The sequence below is a fragment of the Enterobacter nematophilus genome (assembly GCF_026344075.1).
Lineage (GTDB): Bacteria > Pseudomonadota > Gammaproteobacteria > Enterobacterales > Enterobacteriaceae > Enterobacter > Enterobacter nematophilus.
The window spans coordinates 550,416-576,359 of the sequence record NZ_JAPKNE010000001.1; the positions used below are offsets into that span (position 1 = coordinate 550,416).

The window sequence follows — 25,944 nt, forward strand, 5'->3', positions numbered from 1 at the left end:
GCCAAAAATTTCTATATATCTGTGATCCCGATCACTCTGATAACGTCATGTTGTTTTTTTGTTGTCAAAGTCACCGCAAACCCTTTGCCGGGCAAGATATAACCGAGTTTACCCGGAAGATAAGACCAGCTATTTTTCAGATTATGGGCTATCTCACTGCAACAGACGGCAAATAGCAGAACATATCGCCAAAAGCCTGTCCCGCAGGGTAGATCCCAGTCGAAAAAACTACCTTTAGTTATCGTATAAAATTTAACGCTGAATAACATTTGCAGAAACCGACGATTATACCGCCCCAGATATATGTAACAGATTATTACAAACGTATTGCCAGACGGGGCAGGATAGTGAACATTACCCGCCGTTTCTCCTCCCAATATAACTATAAGGCGGATGGGCTACGGCCATCACGCTATGAACACCCCCGTTAATATGGGATGTAAAAAAAGAGGTATATGTGTCGACTGCAAACAATAAACCAACAGAAGAAAGCGTGAGTCTGAACGCTTTTAAACAACCGAAAGCGTTTTATCTCATCTTCTCTATCGAGTTATGGGAGCGTTTTGGTTACTACGGCCTGCAAGGGATTATGGCGGTTTACCTGGTTAAACAGCTGGGTATGTCCGAAGCCGATTCCATCACGCTGTTCTCCTCCTTCAGTGCCCTCGTCTACGGTCTGGTTGCTATCGGCGGCTGGCTGGGCGATAAAGTTCTGGGTACTAAGCGCGTCATTATGCTGGGTGCCATTGTTCTGGCTATTGGCTATGGTCTGGTTGCATGGTCAGGACATGATGCGGCTGTGGTCTATATGGGCATGGCAACCATCGCCGTGGGTAACGGTCTGTTCAAAGCAAACCCGTCTTCCCTGCTCTCAACCTGCTACAGCAAAGATGACCCACGTCTGGACGGTGCATTTACCATGTACTACATGTCCATCAACATTGGTTCCTTCTTCTCCATGCTGGCAACCCCATGGCTGGCGGCGAAATTCGGCTGGAGCGTGGCGTTTGCGCTGAGCTTCGTGGGTATGCTGATCACCGTGGTAAACTTCCTGTTCTGCCGCAGCTGGGTGAAAGACTACGGTTCAAAACCTGACTTCGAGCCTGTCCACATGGGCAAGCTGCTGGCCACCATCGTGGGCGTTGTCGTCCTGGCGGCGATCGCCACCTGGCTGCTGCACAACCAGGGTATCGCTCGTGCCGTTCTGGGCGTGGTTGCGCTGGGTATCGTGGTCATCTTCGCGAAAGAAGCGTTCGCCATGCAGGGTGCAGCCCGTCGTAAGATGATTGTGGCGTTCATTCTGATGCTGGAAGCGATTATCTTCTTCGTGCTGTACAGCCAGATGCCGACCTCTCTGAACTTCTTCGCTATTCGTAACGTTGAGCACTCCATCCTGGGCATCGCGTTCGAGCCGGAGCAGTATCAGGCGCTGAACCCGTTCTGGATCATGATTGGTAGCCCAATCCTGGCCGCTATCTATAACAAGATGGGCGACCGTCTGCCAATGCCGCACAAGTTCGCAATCGGTATGGTGCTGTGCTCCGGCGCGTTCCTGGTGCTGCCGCTGGGTACTAAATTCGCCACTGACGCGGGTATCGTGTCCGTTAACTGGCTGATCCTGAGCTACGCGCTGCAGTCTATCGGCGAACTGATGATCTCCGGTCTGGGCCTGGCGATGGTTGCGCAGCTGGTTCCGCAGCGTCTGATGGGCTTCATTATGGGTAGCTGGTTCCTGACCACTGCTGGTGCAGCGATCATCGCCGGTAAGATTGCGAACCTGATGGCGGTGCCGGAAAACGTGACCGACCCGCTGGTCTCCCTGAACGTCTACGGTACCGTGTTCATGCAGATTGGTATCGCTACGGCGGTTATCGCGGCGCTGATGCTGCTGACCGCGCCGAAACTGAATCGAATGACTCAGGACGACGACAAGACCGCGGAAGCGAACAAAACCGCTACCGCGTGATATCTGAGAGAAACGACTGAACAGAAGCCGCTAAGATTTTAGCGGCTTTTTTTTTGTTCCTTCGCGCACTAACATAGCTGAAACCTCAGCAAAAAGGAGTTACCGATGAAACTGTTCTACAAACCGGGCGCGTGCTCTCTTGCTTCCCATATCACCCTGCGCGAGAGCGGCAAGGATTTCACGCTGGATGGCGTTGACCTGATGAAAAAGCGCCTGGAAAACGGGGATGACTTTTTTGCAATTAACCCTAAAGGGCAGGTTCCGGCCCTGCTGCTGGATGACGGTACTTTGCTGACCGAAGGCGTGGCGATTATGCAATTCCTGGCGGACAACGTACCGGATCGCCAGCTCCTTGCCCCTACCGGCAGCGTCGCACGTTATAAAACGCTGGAGTGGCTGAACTATATCGCCACCGAGCTGCACAAAGGTTTTACCCCCCTGTTCCGCCCGGATACGCCGGAAGAGTACAAGCCGACCGTGCGAGCCCTGCTAGAGAAAAAGCTGCAGTTCGTGAATGAATCGCTGAAGGACGATCAGTGGATTTGCGGTTCACGCTTCACCATTGCCGACGCGTACCTGTTTACCGTACTGCGCTGGGCGCGTGCGGTTAAGCTGAACCTGGAAGGGTTGGACCACATCGCATCGTATATGGCGCGCGTGGCGGAGCGCCCAGCGGTGGCTGCGGCGCTAAAAGCGGAAGGGTTGAATTAAGCGAGCCGTCTGTGTTGCCGGGTGGCGCTGACGCTTACCCGGCCTGCGAACTCTGGACGATTATAATCGTGTGGCGCTGAAATAATGCTCCGGCTTCGCGATGCGATCCTGGGCCGCGACCACCTGCAGTTCATATTCCTGCATCTCTTTCGTCGCAATCATAATTTCGTACACCGCTGCCGTAACGTGCTCCAGCGCGTCTCGCACCGTTGCACCCTGCAGCAGCTTCACCAGCAGCAGCCCGCTGGTCACATCACCCACGCCCACCGGCTGACGCGTGCCGAAATCCACCAGCGGCCGGCTGATATGCCATGCGTCATCTTTCGTCACCAGCAGCATCTCAAAACGCTCCTGGGTCAGCCCTGCGCGGGCGAGATGTTTTACCAGTACAATCTCCGGCCCCTGGGCTATCAGCTCGCGAGACGCGCTTACAGCCTCTTCTACGCTGTTAACCGGATGCTCGCAGAGGATCTCAAGCTCAATCAGGTTGGGCGCAATGATATCGCTGGCGGGCAGCGCATGGCGAACGTGAAATTCCGCTACGCCAGGCGCCACGATGCAGCCTTTCTCCGGGTGACCCATAACCGGGTCGCAGAAGTATTTTGCCGCCGGATTTGCCGCTTTCACCTGACGCACGATGCCGAGGATATGTTCCCCCTGCTCCGCTGAGCCGAGGTAGCCGCTCAGAACGGCGTCGCAGCGCTTGAGCTGGTCTATATCCGCAATACCCTGCACAACGTCCGTAAGGTGCGAAGGCGGCATCACGCAGCCTGTCCATTTACCATATTGCGTGTGGTTAGAGAACTGCACGGTATTGAGCGGCCAGACGTTGGCACCGAGGCGGCGCATCGGGAATTCCGCTGCGCTATTGCCAGCATGTCCAAAAACAACGTGGGACTGAATGGCGAGGATGTTCTTCATCTTTTTCTTACCAAACCCTGAACAAACAAAAAGGGCGTGGTTTCCCACGCCCCTGGAGACTTTTACTTATTTCCAGCAGACCAGACAGTAGTTTTTCTTACCGCGGCGCAGCAGCGTGTAGCGGCCATACAGACGATCGCCGTCAACGAAGGTGTATTCCGGGTCAGCCTGCTTTTCACCGTTGATGGTAATAGCGTTGGAGGCGATGGTTTTACGCGCCTGCCCGCGAGACGGCTGCAGCTCAGAGTCCACCAGCGCCTGCATCAGGTCAGCCCCTTTTTCCATCTCAACCATCGGCACGCCGTCCTGCGCCAGCTGTTCGAAGTCCGCTTCGCTCAGATCGCTCAGCGTACCGTTGAACAGGCTTGCGGTGATGCGTTTTGCCGCAGCCAGGCCTTCTTCACCATGAACCAGTTTGGTCACTTCGTCCGCCAGCACGTACTGGGCACGCGGTGCTTTACCGCTGTTCTTATCTTCCTCTTCCAGCGCATTGATCTCTGCAATGTCCATGAAGGTGAAGAACTTCAGGAAGCGGTAAACATCGGCGTCCGCCGTGTTGATCCAGAACTGATAGAATTTGTACGGGCTGGTTTTCTTCGGATCGAGCCACACCGCGCCGCCTTCGGTTTTACCGAATTTGGTGCCGTCTGCTTTGGTGATCAGCGGAACGGTCAGGCCGAAGACCTGGTTCTGATGCAGGCGACGGGTCAGGTCGATACCGGAGGTGATGTTCCCCCACTGGTCAGAGCCGCCGATCTGCAGAGAGACGCCGTGCAGCTTGTTCAGGCAGGCAAAATCATAGCCCTGCAGCAGGTTGTAGGAGAACTCGGTAAAGGAGATACCCTGGTCGTCACGGTTCAGACGCTGCTTGACCGCTTCTTTGTTAATCATCTGGTTAACAGAGAAGTGCTTGCCTATGTCACGCAGGAAGGTCAGCACGTTCATGCTGCCAAACCAGTCGTAGTTGTTAGCAGCAATGGCAGAGTTATCACCACAGTTGAAGTCGAGGAACGGTGCAACCTGTTTGCGGATCTTATCGACCCACTCCTGCACGGTATCTTCGGTGTTCAGTTTACGCTCCGCGGCTTTAAAGCTCGGGTCACCAATCAGACCGGTCGCGCCGCCCACCAGGGCAACAGGCTTATGGCCCGCCATCTGGAAGCGTTTCAGGCATAACAATGGAACAAGATGCCCCAAATGCAAGCTGTCAGCGGTGGGATCGAAGCCGCAATAGAGCGCGATCGGGCCTTGCGCCAGTCGCTCTGCTAACGCTTCCTCGTCCGTCACCTGGGCCACGAGGCCCCGCTCTTGCAATTGTTTAATCAAGTTACTGCTTGCCATCAAATTCTCCATGTATAAACGACTGCACCTTTGCCGGTACACGACTTTTCGCCTGATGCGAAAGGACCATAGAATAAAGCGCAAGCGCGGTGTGCGCTAGCGCTTAAATCAACAAATTTCGGGGATTACGGGGCCAGTCTGTCGATTTTCCAGCCGCCATTCTCGCGCTGGTATAAAAAGCGGTCGTGCAGGCGATGCTCACCGCCCTGCCAGAATTCCATCTGCTCAATCGGAATGCGGAAGCCGCCCCAGAAGCTCGGTAGCGGGATTTCACCCTGCTGGAACTTCTGTTTCAGCTCCAGGAATTTACTTTCCAGCACGCCGCGGGCAGAGATCCGGCTGGACTGTTTTGACACCCAGGCGCCAATCTGGCTGTCGCGCGGGCGGCTGTGGAAATACTTCACCACCTCAAGGGTCGAGAGACGTTCCGCTTTGCCGGTGACCATCACCTGACGTTCAAGCATGTGCCACGGAAACAGCAGGCTGATGCGCGGATTATTTTCTAAGTGGTGCGCCTTGCGGCTGCCCAGATTGGTATAGAACACCAGCCCTTTCTCGTCGTAATGCTTGAGCAAGACGATGCGCTGATACGGTTGACCGTTTTCATCTACCGTCGCGACGACCATGGCCGTTGGGTCGGCCAGCTTCGCGTCGCAGGCCTGTTTCAGCCAGCGTTCAAAGAGCGCGAGGGGTTCAGCGGGAAGATCCTGGCGACGCAGGCCGCCTTTGGTGTATTCACGGCGCAGATGCGCAATTTGCTGCAGTTCATCGTTATCTGACATGGCGTTAGCTGATCTTGAGATTGGGTGGCGCTATTGTGCGCCGCCCCTGTAAAAATCTCAACGCTTCGGATTTTCAAGCTGGCAGTTGTTCAGCACAATGCGGTCGCGTTTGTAGACCGTGGCGCTGTCGCCTTTCGACCAGAAGACATAGATGCCGTCCGAATAACGCGCTCCGGAGGCCGAGATACCCTGCTTAAGGGTCAGCAGCTTATTGTCGTAGACGAAGCTGGCTTCCTGACGCGGGTTATTCAGCTTCACGGTCAGCGGTTTTTCATCGCAGCGATACTCCAGGGTATCGGTCTGCATGCGCTCAAGGAACTGGTTGTAGACGCTGCATCCTGACAGCAATAAAGGCGCGGCAATAAGAAGAAGTTTTTTCATGGGCGTATTCCGAAGACTTTCCTGGTCCTGGAGGGCATGGCTGCCCTCCTGTTTTATTCCATTCTAACGACGAGACGCCGCGCTGAATTTCAGTTAACTCTGATTATGACGAGGATTAGCCGGGAAAATCGCCCCGAGGACACTGGCCTCGCGCGCGCCGGTTACCGACGGCAAATTGCCCGGCAGCCCGGCGATGGTGCGCCAGGCAAGCCAGGCGAAAGCCAGCGCTTCCATATCATCACCGCTGATGCCGGCCTCGTCCGTCGTGGTCACCTCGGTGCCCGGCAGCAGCCCGGCAAGACGCGCCATCACCAGCGGGTTTCGGCTTCCCCCGCCGCACACCAGCAGGCGTTCGCAGCCGCCGCTGAGCAGCACTTGCTCAGAGATCGACACGGCCGTTAATTCTGCAAGCGTCGCCTGGACGTCCTGCGGGGCGAGAGCCGGGAACAGCGCCAGCTGGCGCTCAAGCCAGCCAAAGTTGAAGTATTCACGCCCCGTGCTTTTGGGCGCCGGCAAGGCAAAATAAGGGTCGCTGAGCATGGACTGCAGCAGCGGGAGAACCACTTTACCCTCGCTCGCCCAATCGGCGTTTTTATCATACGGTTGACCGCACTGCCGCCAGATCCAGGCATCCATTAACATATTTCCCGGACCGGTGTCGTAGCCGCGAACGGGCTGCCCCGGAATAAGCATCGAGAGGTTAGCAATCCCGCCAATGTTGAGCACCATGCGGCGTTCTGAAGGGTGCGCCAGCAACGCCTGATGGAAAGCAGGCACCAGCGGCGCGCCCTGGCCGCCAAGCGCAATATCGCGGCGACGAAAATCCCCGACGACCGTTACGCCGGTCTTCGCCACAATCTGGTTGTTATCGCCGATTTGCAACGTATGCGGCGCATCGCCCGTCGGCTCATGCCAGACGGTTTGTCCGTGACACCCGATGGCGACCACATCCTGGGGACGAAGATGTTCTTTTTGCATTAACGCCTGCACCGCATCCGCAAACAGCGCCCCCAGCCGAACATCAAGTTGACCAAGCTGGGAGAGGGTCAACTGCTGCCCCTGACAAATGCTCAGAATGTCCTCTTTCAGCGAAAGGGGGATTGGCCAGGTCAGGCTCGCCTGCTGTGCCACCATATGTTCGTCAATGGCGGCCAGAACGACATCTACCCCATCCAGGCTGGTGCCCGACATCACACCAATGTAGCGACCCGATTTCATGCGCTTTCCTTACGTTGCGTGGGCTAAGGATATCCACTCAACCATAAACAGCGCTCCTTTGCCATCCGACGCTAATATTTTTTAACAATGTCGCCGGGCGGATCCTGTTTATGTCTCGTTAAGTCAAATTCAAGTACAATTTTCTTATTGTTAGTGCAAAGATATGAACTATGGCCCTTTATGCCATATAATTTAGCCATAACGGATGCCTCCAGATAGGCGTTTTTGGTGAACAGGAGATTCAAATGATTGTACGTGTACTGGGCGTTTCGCTGATTGGTTTAACCCTGGCTGGCTGTGTGAACGACAGCTCGCTGTCTGGCGACGTTTACAGCGCTTCTGAAGCAAAACAGGTTCAGAGCGTGACTTACGGTACCGTTGTTAACGCCCGTCCTGTACAAATTCAGGGTGGTGATGAAAACAACGTGATGGGCGCAATCGGCGGTGCTGTACTGGGTGGTTTCCTGGGTAATACCGTTGGCGGCGGCACGGGCCGTTCTCTGGCGACCGCAGCGGGCGCTGTAGCGGGTGGCGTCGCGGGCCAGGGCGTTCAGGGCGCGATGAACAAAACCCAGGGCGTAGAGCTGGAAATTCGTAAAGACGACGGCAGCACCATTATGGTGGTTCAGAAACAGGGCAATACCCGCTTCTCCGCCGGTCAGCGCGTTGTGCTGGCAAGCAACGGTAGCCAGGTTACCGTTTCCCCGCGTTAATTAAAGATGGATGTGGTCATCCGGCCACATCCACTTACAAAATATATAATTCTCGTGAATATATTTACAATATATATTTATTCCATATATTATTAATCCCGCCGTATATTGTTCCCGCGCAAAGTATTTATTGCTTTAATTGATTAGACTCTTCGCAACTACCTCACCCTATTTCATTTTAATTTTGTAAAACTTTATATGCTTGCGAATAGTCGTTCTGTCAAAGGTCGTTATATCTCGTTCTGTTTCGGTTGCGCTGTCGTCATCGGAATACTACAAGCTTTATTTGCGAAACTGGTGGAATGGGTTCCCTCCTTCTCACCCCTTTTGTTCCCTACGCTCACCATTTTTTTACTCGTGTTTCACCTGTTCATTGCCTGCTTTATGGCAATGAAATACTGGTGTGATAAGAGACGGCTTTATTTGATTGTCATCTCCTTTGCCTTTTCCGGTTCAGCATTACTGATGGTTGGAACGTTGACCAGCTTTCCGGCATGGCTGAACCTCTATCAGTTTAACGACGCGAACTACAACGATGCGATGATCTACTATATGTTCCGCCATCTCATAATGGCCGTCCTGATGATCGCTTCGGCATTACTCTATCCCTCCCGCAATCAGCCTTTTTCACGCTTAGCGCATATCTCGATCGTCAGTGGTGCATTTCTCTTTACCGCCTGTGGCGTGATGCTTGCGTGGATTTATTCCAGCCATTCCCCGTTTTTATCCCTCGATCTGGTCGATAATGAAACGCGGCAGTTTATGGTTCTCTGGAGCCACAGTATTAATATTTCATTAATTGTTCTCTGGGTGGTGACATTAGCTACGCTGATGTTTATTACGCGGGTGCGCAATCTTTTCTGGGTGGGAGGTAATTTTCTGTGTATCTGCTACGTCGTCACGCTCTCTATGCTGTTAGTGGGCGGGCACGCCGAAGATATATCGTGGTATCGTGCCCGGCTATTTGAAACCGTCGCGACGCTGATGATTATTTTCGTTCTGCTCTACGATGTCTTCAGGTTATACCGTGATTCCCATTTAAAGTATCAGCAGTCGTACCAAAATTCGATTCGCGATCCGCTCACGCGCCTTTATAACCGCAGCTATTTTTACGAATCGTTAAACCAGGCGCTGGACATCGCCACCTCCAGCCGCCCTGTTTCGGTTATCGTCAGCGATCTCGATCGCTTCAAACGCATCAACGACAACTATGGACACCTTCAGGGAGACAAAGTATTGCAGTTTGTCTCTAATCTGCTGATGGATTCCGTGCGCCCCCAGGATATCGCGGCGCGAATCGGCGGCGAAGAGTTTGTCCTGATGCTGGCAAACACCGCTGCCGAAGACGCCTACCAGGTGGCAGAGCGTATTCGGTTGAAGCTGAGCAGTTTTGACAAAATCAGCAGTGAGGGTCAGTTACCGGAGCCGGTTACCATCAGCATGGGGGTATTTACGGCAACCTCATCATCGGTCTCCGCAGAAGCGTGCGTAGAAAATGCCGATAAGGCGATGTATGAAGCGAAAGAGACAGGCCGTAACCGCGTCGTTGTCTTCAAGTAAAAATAAGGCCTTGCGGATGCAAGGCCTTGTTGTCCGGTCAGTCGCGAGACTGTAGCTCGTGGATGTTTTGCTCCAGCCGCGCAATGAGGCTGATGAGCATTTCCAGCTCCGCCGGGGAAACCCCTGAAAGGATTTCACCGCGGGTTTTGGTAATTACAGCTTCCATTTCAGTGATGATGGGAGCCGCTTTCTCCGTCAGCTTAATCCGCTTGGCGCGACGATCGCTGGCGCAGGTTTGCCGGGAGATAAGTCCCTTCTCTTCCAGTTGGTCAAGCGTGCGCACCAGCGACGGTTGCTCAATGCCTATCGCTTTAGCCAGTTGAATTTGCGACTGGTCGGGCGGCAGCTGATGAATGTTGTGCAACGTGACCCAATGCGTCTGCGTCAGTTCCAGAGGTTTCAGGCGATGGTCAATCAGAGCACGCCAGACGCGTACCAACCTTGCCAGATCAGAACCTAATGGCGATTCCAATTTCATCTCCTTATAATTAGCTTGCTAAGTTATTATACTGATTTTAGAATAGTGTGCAGCATTTGTAATGGCAAAACAAATGCAATACTGCATTCATCTAATTCAAAAGTATGACTTACACTGATTTGTGATGCTTCTTCATACTCAGACAAGCCAACGCGGCATTCTGTTCACTGCAAAGGATTTCTGCCTGTGATCTTTTTTCATCGCCCAGAGGGTTTACCCCTTCAGGATCTGATCTTCGGTGCGTCAGTCTACTTTCCTCCTCTGTTTAAAGCCGTGCTGGTGGGCTTTATTCTGTGGCTCATCGCGCATCGCCTGCTTCGCGACTGGATGTACTCCGGCGAAATCTGGCATCCCATGCTGATGGATCTTTCCCTGTTTGCCCTCTCCGTATGCCTGGGCCTTGCTGTTCTGATCGTGTGGTGAATATGCCTCTGAAAACGCTGAAGTACTTTTCCACCCTGTTCGTCCTTGTCCTTGCCGTGGTCGCTGGCTGGTGGCTGTGGAATTATTATATGCAGTCCCCCTGGACCCGTGACGGCAAAGTTCGCGCTGAGCAGGTCAGCATCACTCCCCAGGTGTCGGGAAGTATTACAACGCTGCTGGTTAAGGATAACCAGCTCGTTAAAAAGGGAGAGGTGTTATTCCGCATCGACGACACCCCGTACCACATTGCGATTCTGAACGCCCAGGCGCAGCTGGCAAAAGCCCAGTCTGACTTAGCGAAGGCCAATAACGAGGCCAATCGCCGCCGTCACCTGTCGAAAAACTACATCTCCGCGGAAGATTTAGATACCGCCAATATCAACGTCAAAGCCATGCAGGCGAGCGTCAACGTGGCTGAGGCGACGCTGAAGCAGGCGCAGTGGGAGCTTACCCAAACTGTGGTTACCGCCCCCGTCGATGGATGGGTGACCAACCTCTCCGCCCGTGTGGGGAATTATGCCACCGCCGGTCAGCCTGTTTTTGCCCTCGTCGATAGCCACTCCTTCTACGTCGTGGGCTATTTCGAAGAGACCAAGCTTCGTCATATACGTGAAGGTGCTCCCGCCGCCATAACGCTTTACAGCGGCTCGCAAAAGTTACATGGTCACGTTTCCAGCATTGGCCGCGCCATTTACGATCAAAGCGTTGAAACGGATTCCGGGCTGGTGCCGGACATCAAGCCGAACGTACCGTGGGTGCGCCTGGCTCAACGCGTGCCTGTGCGCGTGGAGTTTGACCGTTTACCCGAGGACATCACGCTGGTTTCCGGCACCACCTGCACTGTCTCCATCGGAACCCGTTAATGAAGCTACAGGCGCTCTCCTGGCAAAACACGCCGTGGATGAAAGCGACGCGCCCCCAGTGGCGCTACGCGCTGCGCAACGGCATTGCCATGTGCCTGGCGCTGACCGTCGCCTATTACCTGAACCTGGATGAGCCCTACTGGGCGATGACCTCTGCGGCGGTGGTAAGCTTCCCTACCGTTGGCGGGGTGATCAGCAAAAGCCTTGGCCGTATCGCAGGTAGCCTGCTGGGTGCCACCGCGGCGTTAATAATCGCGGGCCACACGCTGAACGATCCGTGGCTGTTCCTGCTGAGCATGGCGGCATGGCTGGGTTGCTGTACCTGGGCCTGCGCCCATTTCACCAATAACGTGGCCTATGCTTTCCAGCTGGCGGGCTATACCGCCGCCATTATCGCCTTCCCGGTCGTCAACGTGCTCGACACCACCGAGCTATGGGATATCGCACAGGCGCGCGTCTGCGAAGTGATTGTCGGGATCCTCTGCGGCGGATTTATGATGATGGTCCTGCCCAGCACCTCCGACGGCACAGCGCTTATCACTGCGCTGAAAACCATGCATACCCGGCTGCTGGAACACGCGAGCCTGCTGTGGCAACCGGATACCAGCGACGACATCCGACTCGCGCATGAAAAGGTTATCGGGCAGATCCTGACCATGAATCTGTTACGTATTCAGGCGTTCTGGAGCCATTACCGTTTTCGCCGTCAGAACACGCTGCTTAACTATTTGCTACACCAGCAGCTGCGCATGACCAGCGCCATCTCCAGCCTGCGGCGGATGCTGCTCAACTGGCCGTCACCGCCGGAAAACACCCGCGCCGTAATCGAAACCCTGCTCGCGGCGCTCGCGCGCCCGGATGCGGACATCTACACCGTCGCGAAGATCATCGCCCCGCTCGCCCCGGTGGATGAGTATGATTATCGCCATCGCGCCTTCTGGCAGCGGCTGAATTACTTTTGTCGGCTATATCTGCGCAGCAGCCGCTGGATTAAGGCGGTTGAGAATGCCACCCCGGTCACGGAGTTTAACGTTCCCGGCAGCCCGGCTCTCGCACGTCACACCGATTATCTGGAAGCGCTGTGGAGCGGTTTTCGCACCTTCTGCGCGCTGATGCTGGTGGGGGCCTGGAGCATCACCACGCAGTGGGAGTCCGGTTCGGCGGCTTTAACGCTTGCCGCTATCAGCTGCGTCCTATACTCCGTCGCGGACTCGCCGTTTAACTCGCTTACGCTGCTGCTGCGAACGCTTGTTTTGCTGTCACTGTTCAGTTTTGTGGTGAAGTTTGGCCTGATGGTGCAGATAAGCGATCTCTGGCAGTTTCTGCTGTTCCTGTTTCCGCTGTTAACTACGATGCAGCTCCTTAAGCTGCAAATGCCGAAACTGGCGGGTCTGTGGGGGCAGCTGATTGTCTTTATGGGCTCGTTTATCTCCGTGACGAATCCGCCGGTGTATGATTACGCCGATTTTCTGAATGACAACCTGGCAAAAATCCTTGGCGTGGGGCTGGCGTGGCTGGCCTTCGCGGTGTTGCGTCCCGGCTCTGACGCACGCAAGAGCCGTCGACATATTCGTGAATTGCGCAGAGGGTTTGTCGACCAGCTCAGCCGCAAGCCGGATCTGCAAGAAAGCGAGTATGAGTCGCTGGTTTATCACCACGTCAGCCAGTTAAATAACAGCCAGGACGCGCTCTCCCGACGCTGGCTGCTGCGCTGGGGCGTGGTGCTGTTGAACTGCTCGCACGTGGTCTGGCAGCTTCGCGCGTGGGAAACGCGCTCCGATCCGCTGTCGCAGGTACGTGATGTTTGCATCTCTCTGCTACGCGATGTGATGAGCGAGCGCGGCGTTCAGCAGCGGCCTCTGGAGGCCACGCTGGCTGAACTGCAGCGGATCTGCGACACCCTTGCACGGCACCATCTTCCCGCAGCCCGCGATTTGGCCTCGATAATCTGGCGCCTGCACTGCTCGCTGTCGCAGCTGGAACAGGCGCCTCCGCCGGGAACGATTGGGGATCAGATTACGCCGCAGGCATAGCGCGCCCCGCCGCCGCCAAGCGGTTTAGGCCGATCGGACATGTTATCGCCGCCCACATGGATCATCAGCGCTTTGCCTTTGACCTCATCCAGCTTTTTCAGCCGCGGAGCCACGACCGGATCCGTGGCTTTACCGTCATTGTTGACCACCAGCACCGGCAAGTCGCCCAGGTGTCCCATACCTTCAGGCCCTTCATGTTTACCTGAATTCTGCGGATCGAGGTGGCCCCCTGCTGCTTCCGCTGCCGACGGTTTACCCTCTTTCATGGCTGGCTGACAGCTCCCCTTGGCATGAACGTGGAAGCCGTGTTCGCCCGGCGGGAGTGCTTTAAGATCGGGTGCGAATTCCAGCCCTTTATCGGTCTCAGTGATTTTCACCGTCCCGATGGACTGACCCACACCCTGTGAGGTGACGAGATTCATTTCTACTTCGTCGCTGGCTGCCTGCGCCCCTGCGCAAACAACCAGCGTGACCAATGCCAGAGTAAAACGCTTCATATGACCTCCGCTGGTTATTTTTTGCCCCTTAAGTGTATACCAGGGGCACAGATTTCACCGGAAAGTCACCTTCTTGCGGTTTATGGCACGTCGTAACCCAGCGCGGCCTTGCGGATGCGGAACCACTGCTGGCGGGTCATCTGCAGCTCTTCGGCGACCAGTGCGGAACGGACGCGTTCAATTTTCCCGGAGCCAATGATCGGCAGCGGTTTTGACGGCAGACGCAGGATCCAGGCGTAAACCACCTGCTCTATGCTCTCCGCGTTCAGCTCGCGGGCGATGGTTTCCAGCTCATTGCGCAGCGGCTGGAACGCATCATCATTAAACAGGCGTCCTCCGCCGAGGCACGACCAGGCCATCGGGCGAATGCGCAGCTGCTGCAGCTGGTCGAGCGTACCGTCCAGCAGCAGCGGCTGGTGTACCGGGGAGATCTCAACCTGGTTAGTGGCGAGCGTGAACGGCAGGCGAGACTGAAGCAGCGCAAACTGAGCCGGGGTAAAGTTGGAGACGCCGAAGTGACGCACCTTCCCGCTCTGATGCAGGCTCAGGAAGGCTTCCGCCACCTCGTCGGCATCCATGAGCGGGTCCGGACGGTGAATCAGCAGCAGGTCGATACGATCGGTTGCCAGATTGACCAGCGACTGCTCGGCGCTCTTGATGATATGGGCGCTGTCGGTAATGTAGTGACCGAGGGCATGCTCCGGTTTGGCCGTGGTGGCAATACCACATTTCGTGACGATCTCCATGCGATCCCGGAGTGCCGGAACCAGCTTGAGCGCCTCGCCAAAGGCGGCTTCACACTGATAGCCACCGTAAATATCCGCATGATCGACGGTTGTTACCCCTAAATCGATATGCTCTTCAATAAAGCTTGCCAGCTGGAGGGGGGACATATTCCAGTCCATCAGGCGCCAGTAGCCCATCACAAAACGGGAGAATTCTGGCCCCTGGGGGGCAAGGGTAATTCGCTGAACCATAACATTTTCCTCAAGGACGTGATGTCATGAGTATACGCAATTACCGCATTAAAACAGTGAAGGTTGCTGGGGTTCTTCGGTCTCAGCGGCTTTGTTTGCGCGGATTTTGCGCAGAAGTCGCTGTCTGCAGAGGCGTAGCACCTCCTGCTTTTGCGTGTCGCTGAAGTTTTGCCAGTTAAAACGCTCGTCGCGGGTACGCATGCACCCGCGGCAATAACCGCGTTCATCTGACTGACAAATCCCCCGGCACGGGCTCTGGATGGGGAAAAACTCCAGCTGCTCTGCCACACTCACCTCCGGTTAACCGCTCTCACCTACAGTGAAGACGCTAAAAGCGCCGCGTGCAAGGGCTTTACCACAGTTTTGTGGCATTAAGGTTTCACTAATCTTCCCTCTCTATACTCGCCACATCATGACAATGACAGGTTTACCGATCGATGTGGTTAAGTAAAAAGTTACAGTGTAACGACATAAAATTCACTCTGGGCTGTGCACTCTTCTTCACGCTGCTAAACGGGCTATTTATTCAGCGCAGCTGGGCCATTATTGCCCCTGCGCATCTGCACGATATTCTCTTCGCCGCATCCGTACCGGTGGTGCTGTTTTGTGGCTGGGTGATAGTTTTTAGCCTGCTCAATATCCCGTATATCCGTAAGCCGCTGCTGATCGTCTTAACTGTCGGGTGCGCTGCGGCAACGTATTTTATGTTTACCTTCGGCGCGGTCATCGATCAGAACATGATTGTGAACGTGTTCGAAACTAATTCCCAGGAAGCCACCGCGCTGGTGACCCCGCAGATGATTCTGTGGATTGTCATAGCCGGTCTTGTTCCATCCCTGGTGCTGGCCCTGACCCGCATTCGTACCGGCAAATGGTGGTACGCCCTGCTGACGCGCGTTGCCGCGATGCTCGGTGCCCTGCTGGTGATTATTCTTATCGCCGCGGTGTTTTATAAAGATTACGCGTCGCTGTTCCGCAATAATAAAAGCATCGTCAAAATGGTCACCCCGGCGAACTACGTCAGCGCCGTGGTGAAATACAGCAAGATGCGCTGGTTTGCCGGCGATCAAACGCTGGTGCGGATTGGCGAAGATGCGCACAAAGGCGCGCTGATTACGGGTCAGCAGAAGAAAACCGTTCTGGTGCTGGTCATCGGCGAAGCGTCGCGCGCGGCGAACTACTCACTCAATGGCTACGGGCGTGAAACCAACCCCGAGCTGAAAAAGCAGGATGTGATTAACTTCCCCCAGGCCTCCTCGTGCGGGACTGAAACCGCCGTTTCTGTGCCCTGCATGTTCTCCGGCATGACGCGCAGCAAATACGATGCCGATCTGGCGCACCATCAGGAAGGACTGCTCGACGTGCTCAAGCATGCGGGTTTCAACCTCCTGTGGCGCGACAACGACGGCGGCTGTAAAGGCGCCTGCGATCGTATTCCCCATACCGACATGACGCAGTGGAAGCTGGACCAGTTCTGCAAAGACCAGTCCTGTATTGATGACGTAAACTTCTACCGTCTGGACAACGTGCTGGACGGTCTGAAGCAGGACACGGTGCTGGTTATCCACCTGATGGGCAGCCACGGTCCGGCGTACTACCGCCGTTACCCGGATAATTTCCGTAAATTCACCCCCACCTGCGACACCAACGAGATTCAGGATTGCGATCATCAGGCGCTGATGAACACCTATGACAATACCATCCTGTATACCGACAGCATGGTCAGCAAAACCATTGACGCGCTGAAGGCCCGACAGGCGAACATGAACACCGCGCTGATCTACCTCTCGGATCACGGGGAATCGCTCGGTGAGAACGGTATTTATCTGCACGGCACGCCGTACATGCTGGCGCCGGAGCAGCAGACGCACATTCCGTTTATGTTCTGGCTCTCCCCGGACTATGCGAAAAACTTTGGCATCAACGAGCAGTGTTTACGCGACCACGCAGCAAAAAATGCGGTTTCGCAGGACAATTTGTTCTCGACGGTGCTGGGCATGATGGACGTTAAATCAAGCACTTATCAGCAACAGCTGGACATTCTGAACGCGTGTCGCCGGTAACAGCGCTTGCATTAGACCGAACGGTCTATTAGAGTGAATCCATGAGCAGAAATACTGAACACGATACCCGCGAACATCTCCTGGCGACCGGCGAGCGGCTGTGCATGCACCGCGGCTTCACCGGTATGGGATTGAGCGAGCTATTAAAAACCGCTGAGGTACCGAAGGGGTCGTTCTATCACTACTTCCGGTCCAAAGAGGCTTTTGGCGTGGCGATGCTGGAGCGGCACTATGCTGCTTACCACCAGCGCCTCGCGACCCACTTCGCCACGGGGGAAGGTAACTATCGGGATCGTGTTCTGAACTACTATCAGGAAACGCTGAACCAGTTCTGTCAGCAGGGCATTATCAGCGGATGCCTGACGGTTAAACTCTCTGCCGAAGTGTGCGATCTCTCAGAAGATATGCGCACGGCAATGGATAAAGGCGCCAGCGGCGTTATCGCCCTGCTGGCGCAGGCGCTGGCGCAGGGGCGCGAAGAAAATACGCTCGCCTTCCCCGGCGATCCCTTAACGCAGGCTCAGGTGCTCTACTCCCTCTGGTTAGGCGCCAACCTGCAGGCTAAAATTTCTCGCAGTGCCGTGCCGCTGGAAAGCGCGCTGGCGCATGTGAAAAGTACGATCACTGCGCCTGGCGCTTAGCAGGCGTTTTTATTTCCGTTATTACTAGTCGACTGGTCTACTCAGGAGTCGTTATGTCAGCTGAAAAATTATTTACCCCCTTAAAAGTGGGTGCCGTCACCGCGCCAAACCGCGTGTTTATGGCTCCGCTTACCCGTCTGCGCAGCATTGAGCCGGGTGATATCCCAACCCCACTGATGGGTGAATACTATCGTCAGCGCGCCAGCTCTGGCCTGATCATCACTGAAGCCACGCAGATTTCTGCTCAGGCCAAAGGATATGCGGGTGCGCCGGGGCTGCACAGCCCGGAGCAGATCGCCGCATGGCAGAAAATCACCGCTGGCGTTCACACTGAAGACGGCCGCATTGCGGTCCAGCTGTGGCATACCGGTCGTATCTCCCACAGCAGCATTCAGCCTGGCGGTCAGGCGCCGGTTTCAGCGTCTGCCCTGAACGCGAACACCCGCACCTCCCTGCGCGATGAAAACGGCAACGCGATCCGCGTCGACACCTCTACGCCACGCGCGCTGGAGCTGGACGAGATCCCGGGTATCGTTAACGACTTCCGTCAGGCCGTGGCCAACGCCCGCGAAGCCGGTTTTGACCTGGTTGAGCTACACTCCGCGCACGGTTACCTGCTGCACCAGTTCCTGTCACCGTCGTCTAACCATCGCACCGACCAGTACGGCGGCAGCGTCGAAAACCGCGCCCGCCTGGTGCTGGAAGTGGTTGATGCCGTATGCCAGGAGTGGAGCCCGGACCGTATCGGTATCCGCGTCTCCCCAATCGGTACGTTCCAGAACGTTGACAACGGTCCGAATGAAGAAGCGGACGCGCTGTATCTGATTGAAGAGCTGGCGAAACGCGGCATTGCCTATCTGCACATGTCCGAGCCGGACTGGGCCGGCGGTAAGCCTTATACGGAAGCCTTCCGTCAGAAAGTACGCGAGCGCTTCCACGGGGTGATCATCGGAGCGGGTGCTTATACTCCGGAGAAAGCCGAAGACCTGATTAATAAAGGGCTGATCGACGCCGTGGCGTTTGGCCGCGACTATATTGCCAACCCGGATCTGGTTGCTCGTCTGCAGCAGAAAGCGGCCCTGAACCCGCAGCGTCCTGAGAGCTTCTACGGCGGCGGCGCGGAAGGCTACACCGACTACCCTTCTCTGTAATCTCGCCATTGTTCATTGATAGCGGCGACACTTCGCCGCTATACTAAAACATCGTTTCTGTTCAAAAAGATACTCTACTCCATTGGTTAATGAGGAAATTATGCGCCTACTTCACACCATGCTGCGCGTTGGCGATCTGCAACGTTCTATCGATTTCTACACTAACGTCCTGGGCATGAAGCTGCTGCGCACCAGCGAAAACCCGGAATACAAATACTCGCTGGCGTTCGTGGGTTACGGCCCGGAAACGGATGAAGCGGTCATCGAACTGACCTACAACTGGGGCGTGGACAGCTATGAGCTGGGTACGGCCTACGGCCATATCGCGCTGGAAGTGGACAACGCTGCCGAAGCGTGTGAACGCATCCGCAGCAACGGCGGTAACGTCACGCGCGAAGCCGGCCCGGTAAAAGGCGGCACCACCGTGATTGCGTTCGTGGAAGATCCGGACGGTTACAAGATCGAGCTGATTGAAGCCAAAGACGCGGGACGCGGTCTGGGCAACTGATCCCTCAGGGCGCAACATGCGCCCGTAGTTTTACTGCATCACTCTGCAAAATTTGCCATAATGCGCACTGCTTTTTCCCCTTGTAAGAGACCCTGATGTCCGATAACGCTCAATTTAGCGGTCTGTGCGACCGTTTTCGTGGTTTTTATCCCGTTGTCATTGATGTAGAAACAGCCGGATTTAACGCTAAAACCGATGCGCTGCTCGAAATTGCCGCCATCACGCTGAAGATGGATGAACAGGGCTGGCTTACACCGGACACCACGCTGCATTTCCACGTTGAACCTTTCGAAGGGGCAAACTTACAGCCGGAGGCGCTGGCGTTTAACGGTATCGATCCGCATAACCCGCTGCGCGGTGCAGTCAGTGAATATGATGCGCTGCACGCCATTTTTAAAATGGTGCGTAAAGGCATGAAAGAGAGCAACTGCAGCCGCGCCATCATGGTAGCCCATAACGCCACCTTCGATCACAGCTTTACCATGGCCGCAGCCGAACGCGCGTCGCTCAAACGCAACCCTTTCCACCCGTTCGTGACCTTCGACACCGCCGCGCTGAGCGGCCTGGCTCTGGGACAAACGGTTTTATCCAAAGCCTGCATTACGGCGGGTATACCGTTTGACGGCACCCAGGCGCACTCCGCCTTATACGACACGGAGCGCACCGCGGAGCTGTTCTGTGAGATCGTCAACCGCTGGAAGCGTCTGGGCGGCTGGCCGCTGCCGATGGGCGACAGTGAAGTATAAAAAAAGCGACCTCTTCAGGTCGCTTTTTATTAACGCAGATAATTACTCAGCGTCCGGCTCTTCGGTTTTGTACTTCGCCGCCGTCTCTTTGATCAGCTGCTGCAGTTCGCCGCGCTGATACATCTCAATCAGGATATCGCAGCCGCCCACCAGCTCGCCGTCTACCCACAGCTGCGGGAAGGTCGGCCAGTTAGCGTATTTTGGCAGCTCAGCGCGGATGTCCGGGTTCTGCAGGATATCAACGTAAGCAAAACGCTCACCACAGGCTGACAGCGCCTGAACCGCTTGCGCGGAGAAGCCGCAGCTTGGCAGCTTCGGAGAACCTTTCATATACAGCAGAATCGGGTTTTCAGCGATCTGGCGCTGGATTTTTTCAATAGTGGTGCTCATGTCTTGCTTCCTTTAACTTCTGTTACGGCAGTAGTCTGACATTGTAGCGGGTCAGGCTGGCATCGGAAAATAACATTTTCGTCACGTTTATATATTTTACCCCGACTCCACAAAAGTTGCATTGCAAATGACGTTTACCCCGTCGCTCGTCAGGGTTTTGCTTAGGGAGTGAACAATTGTGCGACAGAACGATGAATTTTTTTGCACTTGCTAACGAAACACGTTTTTAGATTGAAAAATGCTATTAACTTCTCGGGTTTTTATGGATTAGAATCGACGGGCTTTGTAAATCACACGCGGGTATTATTGATGACCTGCATATATCAGGGGACTGCCCAGTGGCGCGGATAACTAAAATCTCGATCACGCTCTGTGCTTTACTGTTTACATCACTCACATTAACGCCAGCGGCAAACGCCTCTCAGCAGGCGCGGCAATCTGCTGTACAAAAAAGCCATCTGGTAAAAGCCACAGAACGTAAGAAAAAAACCACCACGAAGAACGTCAAGAAAAAATCTACCGCTCAGACTAAACAAACCGCTTCCAGCAAAACGAAAACAAAATCTTCCCGCACTACCCGCACCGCCAAAAATAAAGCTTCGCAGACCGCCGCTAACCTCGTTACAGAAAAATGCATTCCCCGTAAAGGCCATAAAGCAAAATGCACGAAGGTAACGAAGCTGGCGGACGTGCATAAAGTGCGTGTGCAAAAAGCGCAAAAAACCGCGATGAATAAACTGATGGGGCAGATTGGCAAACCTTATCGCTGGGGCGGAAGTTCACCGCGTACCGGTTTCGACTGCAGCGGCCTCGTCTATTACGCCTATAAAGATCTGGTTAAATTCCGTATTCCACGTACCGCCAATGAGATGTATCACCTGCGCGATGCGTCGCCGGTTAACCGGGGTGAGCTGGAAAACGGCGATCTGGTCTTCTTCCGCACGCAGGGTCGCGGTACGGCTGACCACGTGGGCGTCTATGTCGGCAACGGGAAATTCATCCAGTCTCCGCGCAGCGGTCAGGACATTCAGATCACCTCGCTCAGCGAAGATTACTGGGTACGTCACTACGTTGGCGCGCGTCGCGTCATGACGCCAAAAACCATTCGTTAATCCCTGCCCTGCCGCATCGGCGGCAGGGTAAGTTCCTCTTTTGCATACCCTTTCAATTTGCTATCCTGTCCTTGTTGTCTGTAGGGTTATTGGCAACACAAAATACAATAAGGAGAGAAGCAATGTCGTTCGAATTACCTGCACTACCGTATGCAAAAGACGCCCTGGCACCGCACATTTCTGCGGAAACCCTGGAATATCACTACGGCAAGCATCATCAGACGTACGTCACTAACCTGAACAACCTCATCAAGGGCACCGGTTTTGAAGGCAAAACGCTGGAAGAGATCGTTCGCAGCTCAGAGGGTGGCGTTTTTAACAACGCGGCTCAGGTGTGGAACCACACTTTCTACTGGCACTGCCTGGCGCCGAATGCCGGCGGCGAACCTGCCGGTGAACTGGCAGCCGCCATCAACGCCGCCTTTGGCAGCTTTGCGGAGTTTAAAGCGAAGTTTACCGATGCAGCCATCAAGAACTTCGGTTCTGGCTGGACGTGGCTGGTAAAAGAGGCGGATGGCAAACTGGCTATCGTATCCACGTCTAACGCGGGCACCCCGCTGACCACCAGCGCTACGCCGCTGATGACCGTGGACGTGTGGGAGCATGCTTACTACATTGATTACCGCAACGCGCGCCCGAACTATCTGGAGCACTTCTGGGCTCTGGTTAACTGGGACTTTGTCGCGAAGAACTTCGCCGCGTAAGAGACACGCAGAAGGGGCAACCCTTCTGCGTTTTTGCTTATTCAGCCGTGCAAACCGCTTCAGGCTGTTTACGGCCGGACATCATCACCAGCAGCAGGCCAAGCGCGGCAATAATCGCCCCCATCACCGGCACAAAACTGTACCCCAGACCGCCTGAAATCACGGCGCCTCCGGCGGCGGCACCCAGCGCATTGCCGAGATTGAACGCCCCGATATTTACGGAAGACGAGAGGCCCGGCGCCTCATGGGCGACGCGCATCACGCGCATCTGCAGCGGCGGCACCACGGCAAAGGTAGCGGCTCCCCAGACGACCATCGCAATCGCCGCGCCGAACTCATTCCGCGCCAGCCACGGGATAGCGACCATAATGACAATCAGCAGAGTTAAAAAGCCCTTCAGCGTGCCGCTCACGGAACGGTCGGCAAATTTCCCGCCGAGATAGTTGCCAATCGAGAAGCCGACGCCAATCAGCACCAGCATCGCGGTAACGAAGAGAGGCGTTGCGTGGGTGATATCGTGCAGCACCGGTGAAATATAGGTGTAGAGGGTAAACATCGCCCCTGCCCCCAGCACCGTGGTGAGCAGCGCGGAGAGTACCTGCGGGCGCATCAGCACCGCCAGCTCTTTACGCACTTCCGGACGTTCTCCGGCGCTGCCTTTCGGCAGGGAGAAGAACAACGCCACCATCGCGACCACGCCCAGCCCGGCCGTTGCCAGGAAAGACATACGCCAGCCGATCGCTTCACCCAGCCAGGTCGCCGCCGGTACGCCGCCGATGTTGGCAATCGTCAGCCCCATAAACATGGTCGCCACGGCGCTTGCCTGCTTGTGTTTTGGCACCACGCTTGCGGCCACGACCGATCCCAGCCCAAAGAAGGCACCGTGGTTGAGGCTGGTCAGAATGCGAGACAGCATCAGGGTAGTGTAGTCCGGCGAAATGGCCGAAAGCACGTTGCCCAGGGTGAAAATCGCCATCAGGAAAATCAGCGCATTGCGGCGCGCGCGGTGCGAAAGCAGAAGCGTCATCAGCGGCGCCCCCACCATCACGCCGATGGCGTAGGCGCTGATTAACATCCCGGCGGCCGGGATCGAGACGTCCACGCCCCGGGCGATTACAGGCAGTAACCCCATCGGGGAGAATTCAGTGGTGCCAATCCCAAAAGCGCCAATCGCCAGGGCCAGCAGGGGAAAATTGATTTTCATGCGTCAACTCCGGATGCCGTGTCATGTAGTGACACAGAACAAAGAAGCGGAAAGCATGACATCAATCACAAAAAATGAGAAGTTAACAAAATGGCAAAAGATTTTTGCCAGGGAAGTAACAATCGGGACGTTCGGGAGGGAGAAGGCTCTCCCCCCGCGTAAATCAGTGCAGCGCAGCCGTCAGGCCAGCCGCCACAATCAGCGCCAGCACAATAACGGTGGTGAACAGCGAAAACTTCAGATCGGAACTCATCAATTTTTCTCCTTTTAATCCCCCCACGAAAAGTGAGCTTGCTCATTTTTGCACAGTTTACGTCAAAAATCTTCCATGATTTAAGCTGATAAACACTTTACCTCTTCCCCTTTTCATCAAGATAGGCCAAAATTCCACGCTAAATTTATTAGCGTACCGGCCATTGACCCCCTCCTGACGTCCCGTGTCGTTTTCCCGGCGTGCCGCAATCCAAAATTGCGTGATAAGGGTGAGAGAAGGCAAACGTTTACCTTCAAGTTTTTCAGGAGCTTAGGATATGGTCTGGAGTGACATTTAATGGCAACAATTAAAGACGTAGCAAAACGCGCAAACGTTTCCACTACAACCGTATCACATGTAATTAACAAAACCCGCTTTGTGGCGGAAGAGACGCGCAACGCCGTCTGGGCAGCAATTAAAGAGCTGCACTACTCCCCGAGCGCGGTTGCGCGCAGCCTCAAGGTTAACCACACCAAGTCTATTGGTCTGCTGGCGACCAGCAGCGAAGCGGCCTATTTTGCCGAGATCATTGAAGCGGTAGAGAAAAACTGCTTCCAGAAAGGCTATACCCTGATTCTGGGCAACGCCTGGAACAGCATTGAAAAACAGCGCGCCTACCTGTCGATGATGGCGCAAAAGCGCGTGGATGGCCTGCTGGTGATGTGCTCCGAGTACCCGGAATCCGTGCTGTCGATGCTGGAAGAGTATCGCCATATCCCTATGGTGGTGATGGACTGGGGCGAAGCGCGCGCCGACTTCACGGACTCCGTCATCGATAACGCCTTCGAAGGCGGTTATATGGCGGGCCGTTATCTGATCGAACGCGGCCACCGCGAGATTGGCGTGATCCCGGGCCCGCTGGAACGCAACACCGGCGCTGGCCGCCTGGCCGGCTTTATGAAAGCGATGGAAGAAGCGCTGATTACCGTGCCGGAAAACTGGATCGTGCAGGGTGACTTCGAGCCGGAATCAGGCTACCGCGCGATGCAGCAGATCGTCTCTCAGCCGCACCGTCCAACCGCCGTCTTCTGCGGGGGGGACATCATGGCAATGGGCGCGCTCTGCGCTGCCGACGAGCTGGGCCTGCGCGTCCCGCAGGATATTTCCGTGATCGGGTATGACAACGTGCGCAACGCGCGCTTCTTCACGCCAGCGCTGACCACCATTCACCAGCCGAAAGATTCGCTGGGTGAAACCGCCTTCAATATGCTGCTGGACAGGATCGTCAACAAGCGTGAAGAGTCGCAGTCCATTGAAGTTCACCCTCGCCTCATCGAACGCCGTTCCGTTGCGGACGGTCCGTTCCGCGACTATCGTCGTTAATCTCATTGCGGAGCCAGTCAGTCTGGCTCCCGCAGCCACTCCCGGTTAAGCGTTTCGCTGTCCCCCAGATAATCCAGAAGCCAGGCCATGGCGGGCGAGACATCATTTTGTTGCCAGGTGAGGCAGCAGGCCGCATCCGGGAACGGATTCTCCAGCGTCAGTTCAACCCACTCGCCGGTGTCGATGCGCGGACGCGCAAAATGAACGGGTACCATCGCGACGCAGAGCCCGGCGCTGAGGCACGTCGCCGACGATTCCCAGTCAGGGGCCACCACCCGCCGCTGGTTATCTAAAAGCCAGGTAATACGCTTGGGCAGAGAGCGGGAGGTATCCTCCAGCACCAGCGACGGCCAGCTGCGCAGCGTATCGTCGCTCAGCGGCCCTTCCATCTTCGCCAGCGGATGATCGCTTGCCACCACGCATTTCCAGCTCAGCATGCCCATATCGCGAAAGGCGTAACGTCCACCGACCGGGATCGCCTGGGTCGCACCAATCGCCATCTCTGCCCTGCCGTCCGCCAGCGCATCCCAGACGCCGTTGAACACCTCCTGCGAGACCCGCAGCTCGACATCCGAAAAATGACGATAGAAGTCGACGATCATCTGCCGGGTGCGTTCGGGCTTAACGATGTTATCCACCGCGATGGAAAGGTGTCCCCGCCAGCCGTTCGCGATCTGCTGGCACTGCTCGCGGGTGATCTGCATTTTTTTGATAACAGAACGCCCTTCCTTCAAAAACCACGCCCCTGCGGGCGTTAATTCCACATCACGATGCCGCCGTTCAAACAGCGGAACCGCCAGCCACTCCTCAAGCTGTCGCACCGTATAGCTGATGGCCGAAGGGACGCGGTGCAACTCCTGCGCCGCCCCGCTAAAGCTGCCGTTACGCGCGACAGCATCGACCACTTCAAGAGAATAATCTGACCACATTTTCTGCCTGCAAAAAATTTGAATGCACCCGCCAAATATTAGCGTTTCACAAGCGG

Annotated in this window: 28 protein-coding genes; 15 read left to right on the forward strand and 13 right to left on the reverse strand. The window is 55.5% G+C overall.

The window, feature by feature from the left end:
- The first annotated feature begins 457 nt into the window (after positions 1-457).
- Both dtpA and gstA read left to right on the forward strand, forming a co-directional pair.
- Positions 458-1,966, forward strand: coding sequence for a dipeptide/tripeptide permease DtpA (gene dtpA / locus OSH03_RS02535; RefSeq protein ID WP_266178188.1), 1,509 nt, complete (start codon positions 458-460; stop codon positions 1,964-1,966).
- 105 nt (positions 1,967-2,071) lie between these two features.
- Positions 2,072-2,677, forward strand: coding sequence for a glutathione transferase GstA (gstA, locus tag OSH03_RS02540; RefSeq protein ID WP_151413264.1), 606 nt, complete (start codon positions 2,072-2,074; stop codon positions 2,675-2,677).
- 60 nt (positions 2,678-2,737) lie between these two features.
- Here gstA and pdxY read toward each other — a convergent pair whose 3' ends face one another.
- The 5 genes from pdxY to anmK all read right to left on the reverse strand — a co-directional run bounded on the left by pdxY (position 2,738) and on the right by anmK (position 7,320).
- Positions 2,738-3,598 (reverse strand): pyridoxal kinase PdxY, encoded by an 861-nt coding sequence (pdxY, locus tag OSH03_RS02545; RefSeq protein WP_266178189.1) that lies wholly within the window; start codon positions 3,596-3,598, stop codon positions 2,738-2,740.
- Positions 3,599-3,664: 66 nt separating this feature from the next.
- On the reverse strand, positions 3,665-4,939 hold the full coding sequence (gene tyrS, locus OSH03_RS02550) for a tyrosine--tRNA ligase (protein ID WP_023311370.1): 1,275 nt from the start codon (positions 4,937-4,939) through the stop codon (positions 3,665-3,667).
- A 125-nt stretch (positions 4,940-5,064) separates the two neighbouring features.
- Positions 5,065-5,721 (reverse strand): pyridoxamine 5'-phosphate oxidase, encoded by a 657-nt coding sequence (gene pdxH / locus OSH03_RS02555; RefSeq protein ID WP_061098420.1) that lies wholly within the window; start codon positions 5,719-5,721, stop codon positions 5,065-5,067.
- A 57-nt stretch (positions 5,722-5,778) separates the two neighbouring features.
- A complete protein-coding gene (gene mliC / locus OSH03_RS02560; RefSeq protein WP_028012908.1) occupies positions 5,779-6,102 on the reverse strand; it encodes a C-type lysozyme inhibitor in 324 nt (107 codons plus the stop codon).
- A gap of 93 nt (positions 6,103-6,195) precedes the next feature.
- Positions 6,196-7,320 carry an anhydro-N-acetylmuramic acid kinase gene (gene anmK, locus OSH03_RS02565; protein ID WP_151413261.1) on the reverse strand — a complete coding sequence of 375 codons (1,125 nt, stop codon included), beginning with the start codon at positions 7,318-7,320 and terminating at the stop codon, positions 6,196-6,198.
- 245 nt (positions 7,321-7,565) lie between these two features.
- On the opposite strand from anmK, the gene slyB reads away from it, so the two are divergent.
- Positions 7,566-8,033, forward strand: a complete 468-nt coding sequence (slyB, locus tag OSH03_RS02570) for an outer membrane lipoprotein SlyB (RefSeq protein WP_028012906.1) — start codon at positions 7,566-7,568, stop codon at positions 8,031-8,033.
- 198 nt (positions 8,034-8,231) lie between these two features.
- Positions 8,232-9,593, forward strand: a complete 1,362-nt coding sequence (locus OSH03_RS02575) for a sensor domain-containing diguanylate cyclase (protein ID WP_266178190.1) — start codon at positions 8,232-8,234, stop codon at positions 9,591-9,593.
- 37 nt (positions 9,594-9,630) lie between these two features.
- On the opposite strand, the gene slyA is transcribed toward OSH03_RS02575, so the two are convergent.
- A complete protein-coding gene (gene slyA / locus OSH03_RS02580; RefSeq protein WP_021241135.1) occupies positions 9,631-10,071 on the reverse strand; it encodes a transcriptional regulator SlyA in 441 nt (146 codons plus the stop codon).
- A 186-nt stretch (positions 10,072-10,257) separates the two neighbouring features.
- Between slyA and OSH03_RS02585 the strand changes: the two genes are divergently transcribed.
- From OSH03_RS02585 to OSH03_RS02595, 3 genes are read left to right on the forward strand one after another with little or no spacing between them, the layout of a single operon-like run.
- The gene (locus OSH03_RS02585; RefSeq protein WP_061098423.1) at positions 10,258-10,494 is read left to right on the forward strand and encodes a DUF1656 domain-containing protein; all 237 of its coding nucleotides are present in this window, start codon (positions 10,258-10,260) and stop codon (positions 10,492-10,494) included.
- A 2-nt stretch (positions 10,495-10,496) separates the two neighbouring features.
- Positions 10,497-11,357 carry an efflux RND transporter periplasmic adaptor subunit gene (locus OSH03_RS02590; protein ID WP_266178191.1) on the forward strand — a complete coding sequence of 287 codons (861 nt, stop codon included), beginning with the start codon at positions 10,497-10,499 and terminating at the stop codon, positions 11,355-11,357.
- Positions 11,357-13,390 (forward strand): FUSC family protein, encoded by a 2,034-nt coding sequence (locus tag OSH03_RS02595; protein ID WP_266178192.1) that lies wholly within the window; start codon positions 11,357-11,359, stop codon positions 13,388-13,390. The genes OSH03_RS02590 and OSH03_RS02595 overlap by 1 nt, the downstream gene beginning before the upstream one ends.
- Here the strand turns inward: OSH03_RS02595 and sodC are convergent.
- From sodC to OSH03_RS02610, 3 genes are all read right to left on the reverse strand, one after another.
- A complete protein-coding gene (sodC, locus tag OSH03_RS02600) occupies positions 13,369-13,887 on the reverse strand; it encodes a superoxide dismutase [Cu-Zn] SodC (protein ID WP_061098426.1) in 519 nt (172 codons plus the stop codon). The two genes, OSH03_RS02595 and sodC, sit on opposite strands and share 22 nt — an antisense overlap.
- 80 nt (positions 13,888-13,967) lie before the next feature.
- On the reverse strand, positions 13,968-14,864 hold the full coding sequence (locus OSH03_RS02605; RefSeq protein WP_266178193.1) for an aldo/keto reductase: 897 nt from the start codon (positions 14,862-14,864) through the stop codon (positions 13,968-13,970).
- A 48-nt stretch (positions 14,865-14,912) separates the two neighbouring features.
- On the reverse strand, positions 14,913-15,152 hold the full coding sequence (locus OSH03_RS02610) for a DUF1289 domain-containing protein (protein WP_266178194.1): 240 nt from the start codon (positions 15,150-15,152) through the stop codon (positions 14,913-14,915).
- A 149-nt stretch (positions 15,153-15,301) separates the two neighbouring features.
- Here OSH03_RS02610 and eptA point away from each other — a divergent pair, with 149 nt between their 5' ends.
- The 5 genes from eptA (at position 15,302) to rnt (ending at position 19,973) form a co-directional block, all read left to right on the forward strand.
- Entirely contained in the window at positions 15,302-16,927 is a 1,626-nt protein-coding gene (gene eptA / locus OSH03_RS02615) for a phosphoethanolamine transferase EptA (RefSeq protein WP_266178195.1), read from the forward strand.
- Between the two features lie 41 nt (positions 16,928-16,968).
- Positions 16,969-17,568 carry a TetR/AcrR family transcriptional regulator gene (locus OSH03_RS02620; RefSeq protein ID WP_266178196.1) on the forward strand — a complete coding sequence of 200 codons (600 nt, stop codon included), beginning with the start codon at positions 16,969-16,971 and terminating at the stop codon, positions 17,566-17,568.
- A gap of 53 nt (positions 17,569-17,621) precedes the next feature.
- Positions 17,622-18,719 (forward strand): alkene reductase, encoded by a 1,098-nt coding sequence (gene nemA / locus OSH03_RS02625; protein ID WP_266178197.1) that lies wholly within the window; start codon positions 17,622-17,624, stop codon positions 18,717-18,719.
- A gap of 100 nt (positions 18,720-18,819) precedes the next feature.
- Positions 18,820-19,227 (forward strand): lactoylglutathione lyase, encoded by a 408-nt coding sequence (gene gloA / locus OSH03_RS02630; RefSeq protein WP_013096923.1) that lies wholly within the window; start codon positions 18,820-18,822, stop codon positions 19,225-19,227.
- Between the two features lie 95 nt (positions 19,228-19,322).
- Complete coding sequence (rnt, locus tag OSH03_RS02635) at positions 19,323-19,973, forward strand: ribonuclease T (protein ID WP_266178198.1); 651 nt, start codon at positions 19,323-19,325, stop codon at positions 19,971-19,973.
- A 42-nt stretch (positions 19,974-20,015) separates the two neighbouring features.
- Here rnt and grxD read toward each other — a convergent pair whose 3' ends face one another.
- The gene (gene grxD / locus OSH03_RS02640; RefSeq protein ID WP_003832760.1) at positions 20,016-20,363 is read right to left on the reverse strand and encodes a monothiol glutaredoxin 4; all 348 of its coding nucleotides are present in this window, start codon (positions 20,361-20,363) and stop codon (positions 20,016-20,018) included.
- A gap of 338 nt (positions 20,364-20,701) precedes the next feature.
- Between grxD and OSH03_RS02645 the strand changes: the two genes are divergently transcribed.
- Positions 20,702-21,475, forward strand: coding sequence for a C40 family peptidase (locus OSH03_RS02645; protein ID WP_266178199.1), 774 nt, complete (start codon positions 20,702-20,704; stop codon positions 21,473-21,475).
- Positions 21,476-21,597: 122 nt separating this feature from the next.
- Positions 21,598-22,179 (forward strand): superoxide dismutase [Fe], encoded by a 582-nt coding sequence (gene sodB / locus OSH03_RS02650; RefSeq protein ID WP_061098434.1) that lies wholly within the window; start codon positions 21,598-21,600, stop codon positions 22,177-22,179.
- Positions 22,180-22,216: 37 nt separating this feature from the next.
- On the opposite strand, the gene OSH03_RS02655 is transcribed toward sodB, so the two are convergent.
- Positions 22,217-23,383 (reverse strand): MFS transporter, encoded by a 1,167-nt coding sequence (locus tag OSH03_RS02655; RefSeq protein WP_151413258.1) that lies wholly within the window; start codon positions 23,381-23,383, stop codon positions 22,217-22,219.
- 163 nt (positions 23,384-23,546) lie between these two features.
- Entirely contained in the window at positions 23,547-23,636 is a 90-nt protein-coding gene (gene cydH, locus OSH03_RS02660; RefSeq protein WP_020688313.1) for a cytochrome bd-I oxidase subunit CydH, read from the reverse strand.
- Between the two features lie 297 nt (positions 23,637-23,933).
- Here cydH and purR point away from each other — a divergent pair, with 297 nt between their 5' ends.
- Entirely contained in the window at positions 23,934-24,959 is a 1,026-nt protein-coding gene (purR, locus tag OSH03_RS02665; RefSeq protein ID WP_008500597.1) for an HTH-type transcriptional repressor PurR, read from the forward strand.
- A gap of 17 nt (positions 24,960-24,976) precedes the next feature.
- Here purR and punR read toward each other — a convergent pair whose 3' ends face one another.
- A complete protein-coding gene (gene punR, locus OSH03_RS02670; RefSeq protein WP_061098436.1) occupies positions 24,977-25,888 on the reverse strand; it encodes a DNA-binding transcriptional activator PunR in 912 nt (303 codons plus the stop codon).
- Between the last annotated feature and the right edge of the window lie 56 nt (positions 25,889-25,944).

Coding starts and splice junctions, on each gene's coding strand:
- gstA (WP_151413264.1), top strand. CDS start 2,072: ATGAAACTGTTCTACAAACCGGGCGCGTGCTCTCTTGCTTCCCATATC.
- pdxY (WP_266178189.1), bottom strand. CDS start 3,598: ATGAAGAACATCCTCGCCATTCAGTCCCACGTTGTTTTTGGACATGCT.
- tyrS (WP_023311370.1), bottom strand. CDS start 4,939: ATGGCAAGCAGTAACTTGATTAAACAATTGCAAGAGCGGGGCCTCGTG.
- pdxH (WP_061098420.1), bottom strand. CDS start 5,721: ATGTCAGATAACGATGAACTGCAGCAAATTGCGCATCTGCGCCGTGAA.
- mliC (WP_028012908.1), bottom strand. CDS start 6,102: ATGAAAAAACTTCTTCTTATTGCCGCGCCTTTATTGCTGTCAGGATGC.
- anmK (WP_151413261.1), bottom strand. CDS start 7,320: ATGAAATCGGGTCGCTACATTGGTGTGATGTCGGGCACCAGCCTGGAT.
- slyB (WP_028012906.1), top strand. CDS start 7,566: ATGATTGTACGTGTACTGGGCGTTTCGCTGATTGGTTTAACCCTGGCT.
- OSH03_RS02575 (WP_266178190.1), top strand. CDS start 8,232: ATGCTTGCGAATAGTCGTTCTGTCAAAGGTCGTTATATCTCGTTCTGT.
- slyA (WP_021241135.1), bottom strand. CDS start 10,071: ATGAAATTGGAATCGCCATTAGGTTCTGATCTGGCAAGGTTGGTACGC.
- OSH03_RS02590 (WP_266178191.1), top strand. CDS start 10,497: ATGCCTCTGAAAACGCTGAAGTACTTTTCCACCCTGTTCGTCCTTGTC.
- OSH03_RS02595 (WP_266178192.1), top strand. CDS start 11,357: ATGAAGCTACAGGCGCTCTCCTGGCAAAACACGCCGTGGATGAAAGCG.
- sodC (WP_061098426.1), bottom strand. CDS start 13,887: ATGAAGCGTTTTACTCTGGCATTGGTCACGCTGGTTGTTTGCGCAGGG.
- OSH03_RS02605 (WP_266178193.1), bottom strand. CDS start 14,864: ATGGTTCAGCGAATTACCCTTGCCCCCCAGGGGCCAGAATTCTCCCGT.
- eptA (WP_266178195.1), top strand. CDS start 15,302: ATGTGGTTAAGTAAAAAGTTACAGTGTAACGACATAAAATTCACTCTG.
- OSH03_RS02620 (WP_266178196.1), top strand. CDS start 16,969: ATGAGCAGAAATACTGAACACGATACCCGCGAACATCTCCTGGCGACC.
- nemA (WP_266178197.1), top strand. CDS start 17,622: ATGTCAGCTGAAAAATTATTTACCCCCTTAAAAGTGGGTGCCGTCACC.
- gloA (WP_013096923.1), top strand. CDS start 18,820: ATGCGCCTACTTCACACCATGCTGCGCGTTGGCGATCTGCAACGTTCT.
- rnt (WP_266178198.1), top strand. CDS start 19,323: ATGTCCGATAACGCTCAATTTAGCGGTCTGTGCGACCGTTTTCGTGGT.
- grxD (WP_003832760.1), bottom strand. CDS start 20,363: ATGAGCACCACTATTGAAAAAATCCAGCGCCAGATCGCTGAAAACCCG.
- sodB (WP_061098434.1), top strand. CDS start 21,598: ATGTCGTTCGAATTACCTGCACTACCGTATGCAAAAGACGCCCTGGCA.
- OSH03_RS02655 (WP_151413258.1), bottom strand. CDS start 23,383: ATGAAAATCAATTTTCCCCTGCTGGCCCTGGCGATTGGCGCTTTTGGG.
- cydH (WP_020688313.1), bottom strand. CDS start 23,636: ATGAGTTCCGATCTGAAGTTTTCGCTGTTCACCACCGTTATTGTGCTG.
- purR (WP_008500597.1), top strand. CDS start 23,934: ATGGCAACAATTAAAGACGTAGCAAAACGCGCAAACGTTTCCACTACA.
- punR (WP_061098436.1), bottom strand. CDS start 25,888: ATGTGGTCAGATTATTCTCTTGAAGTGGTCGATGCTGTCGCGCGTAAC.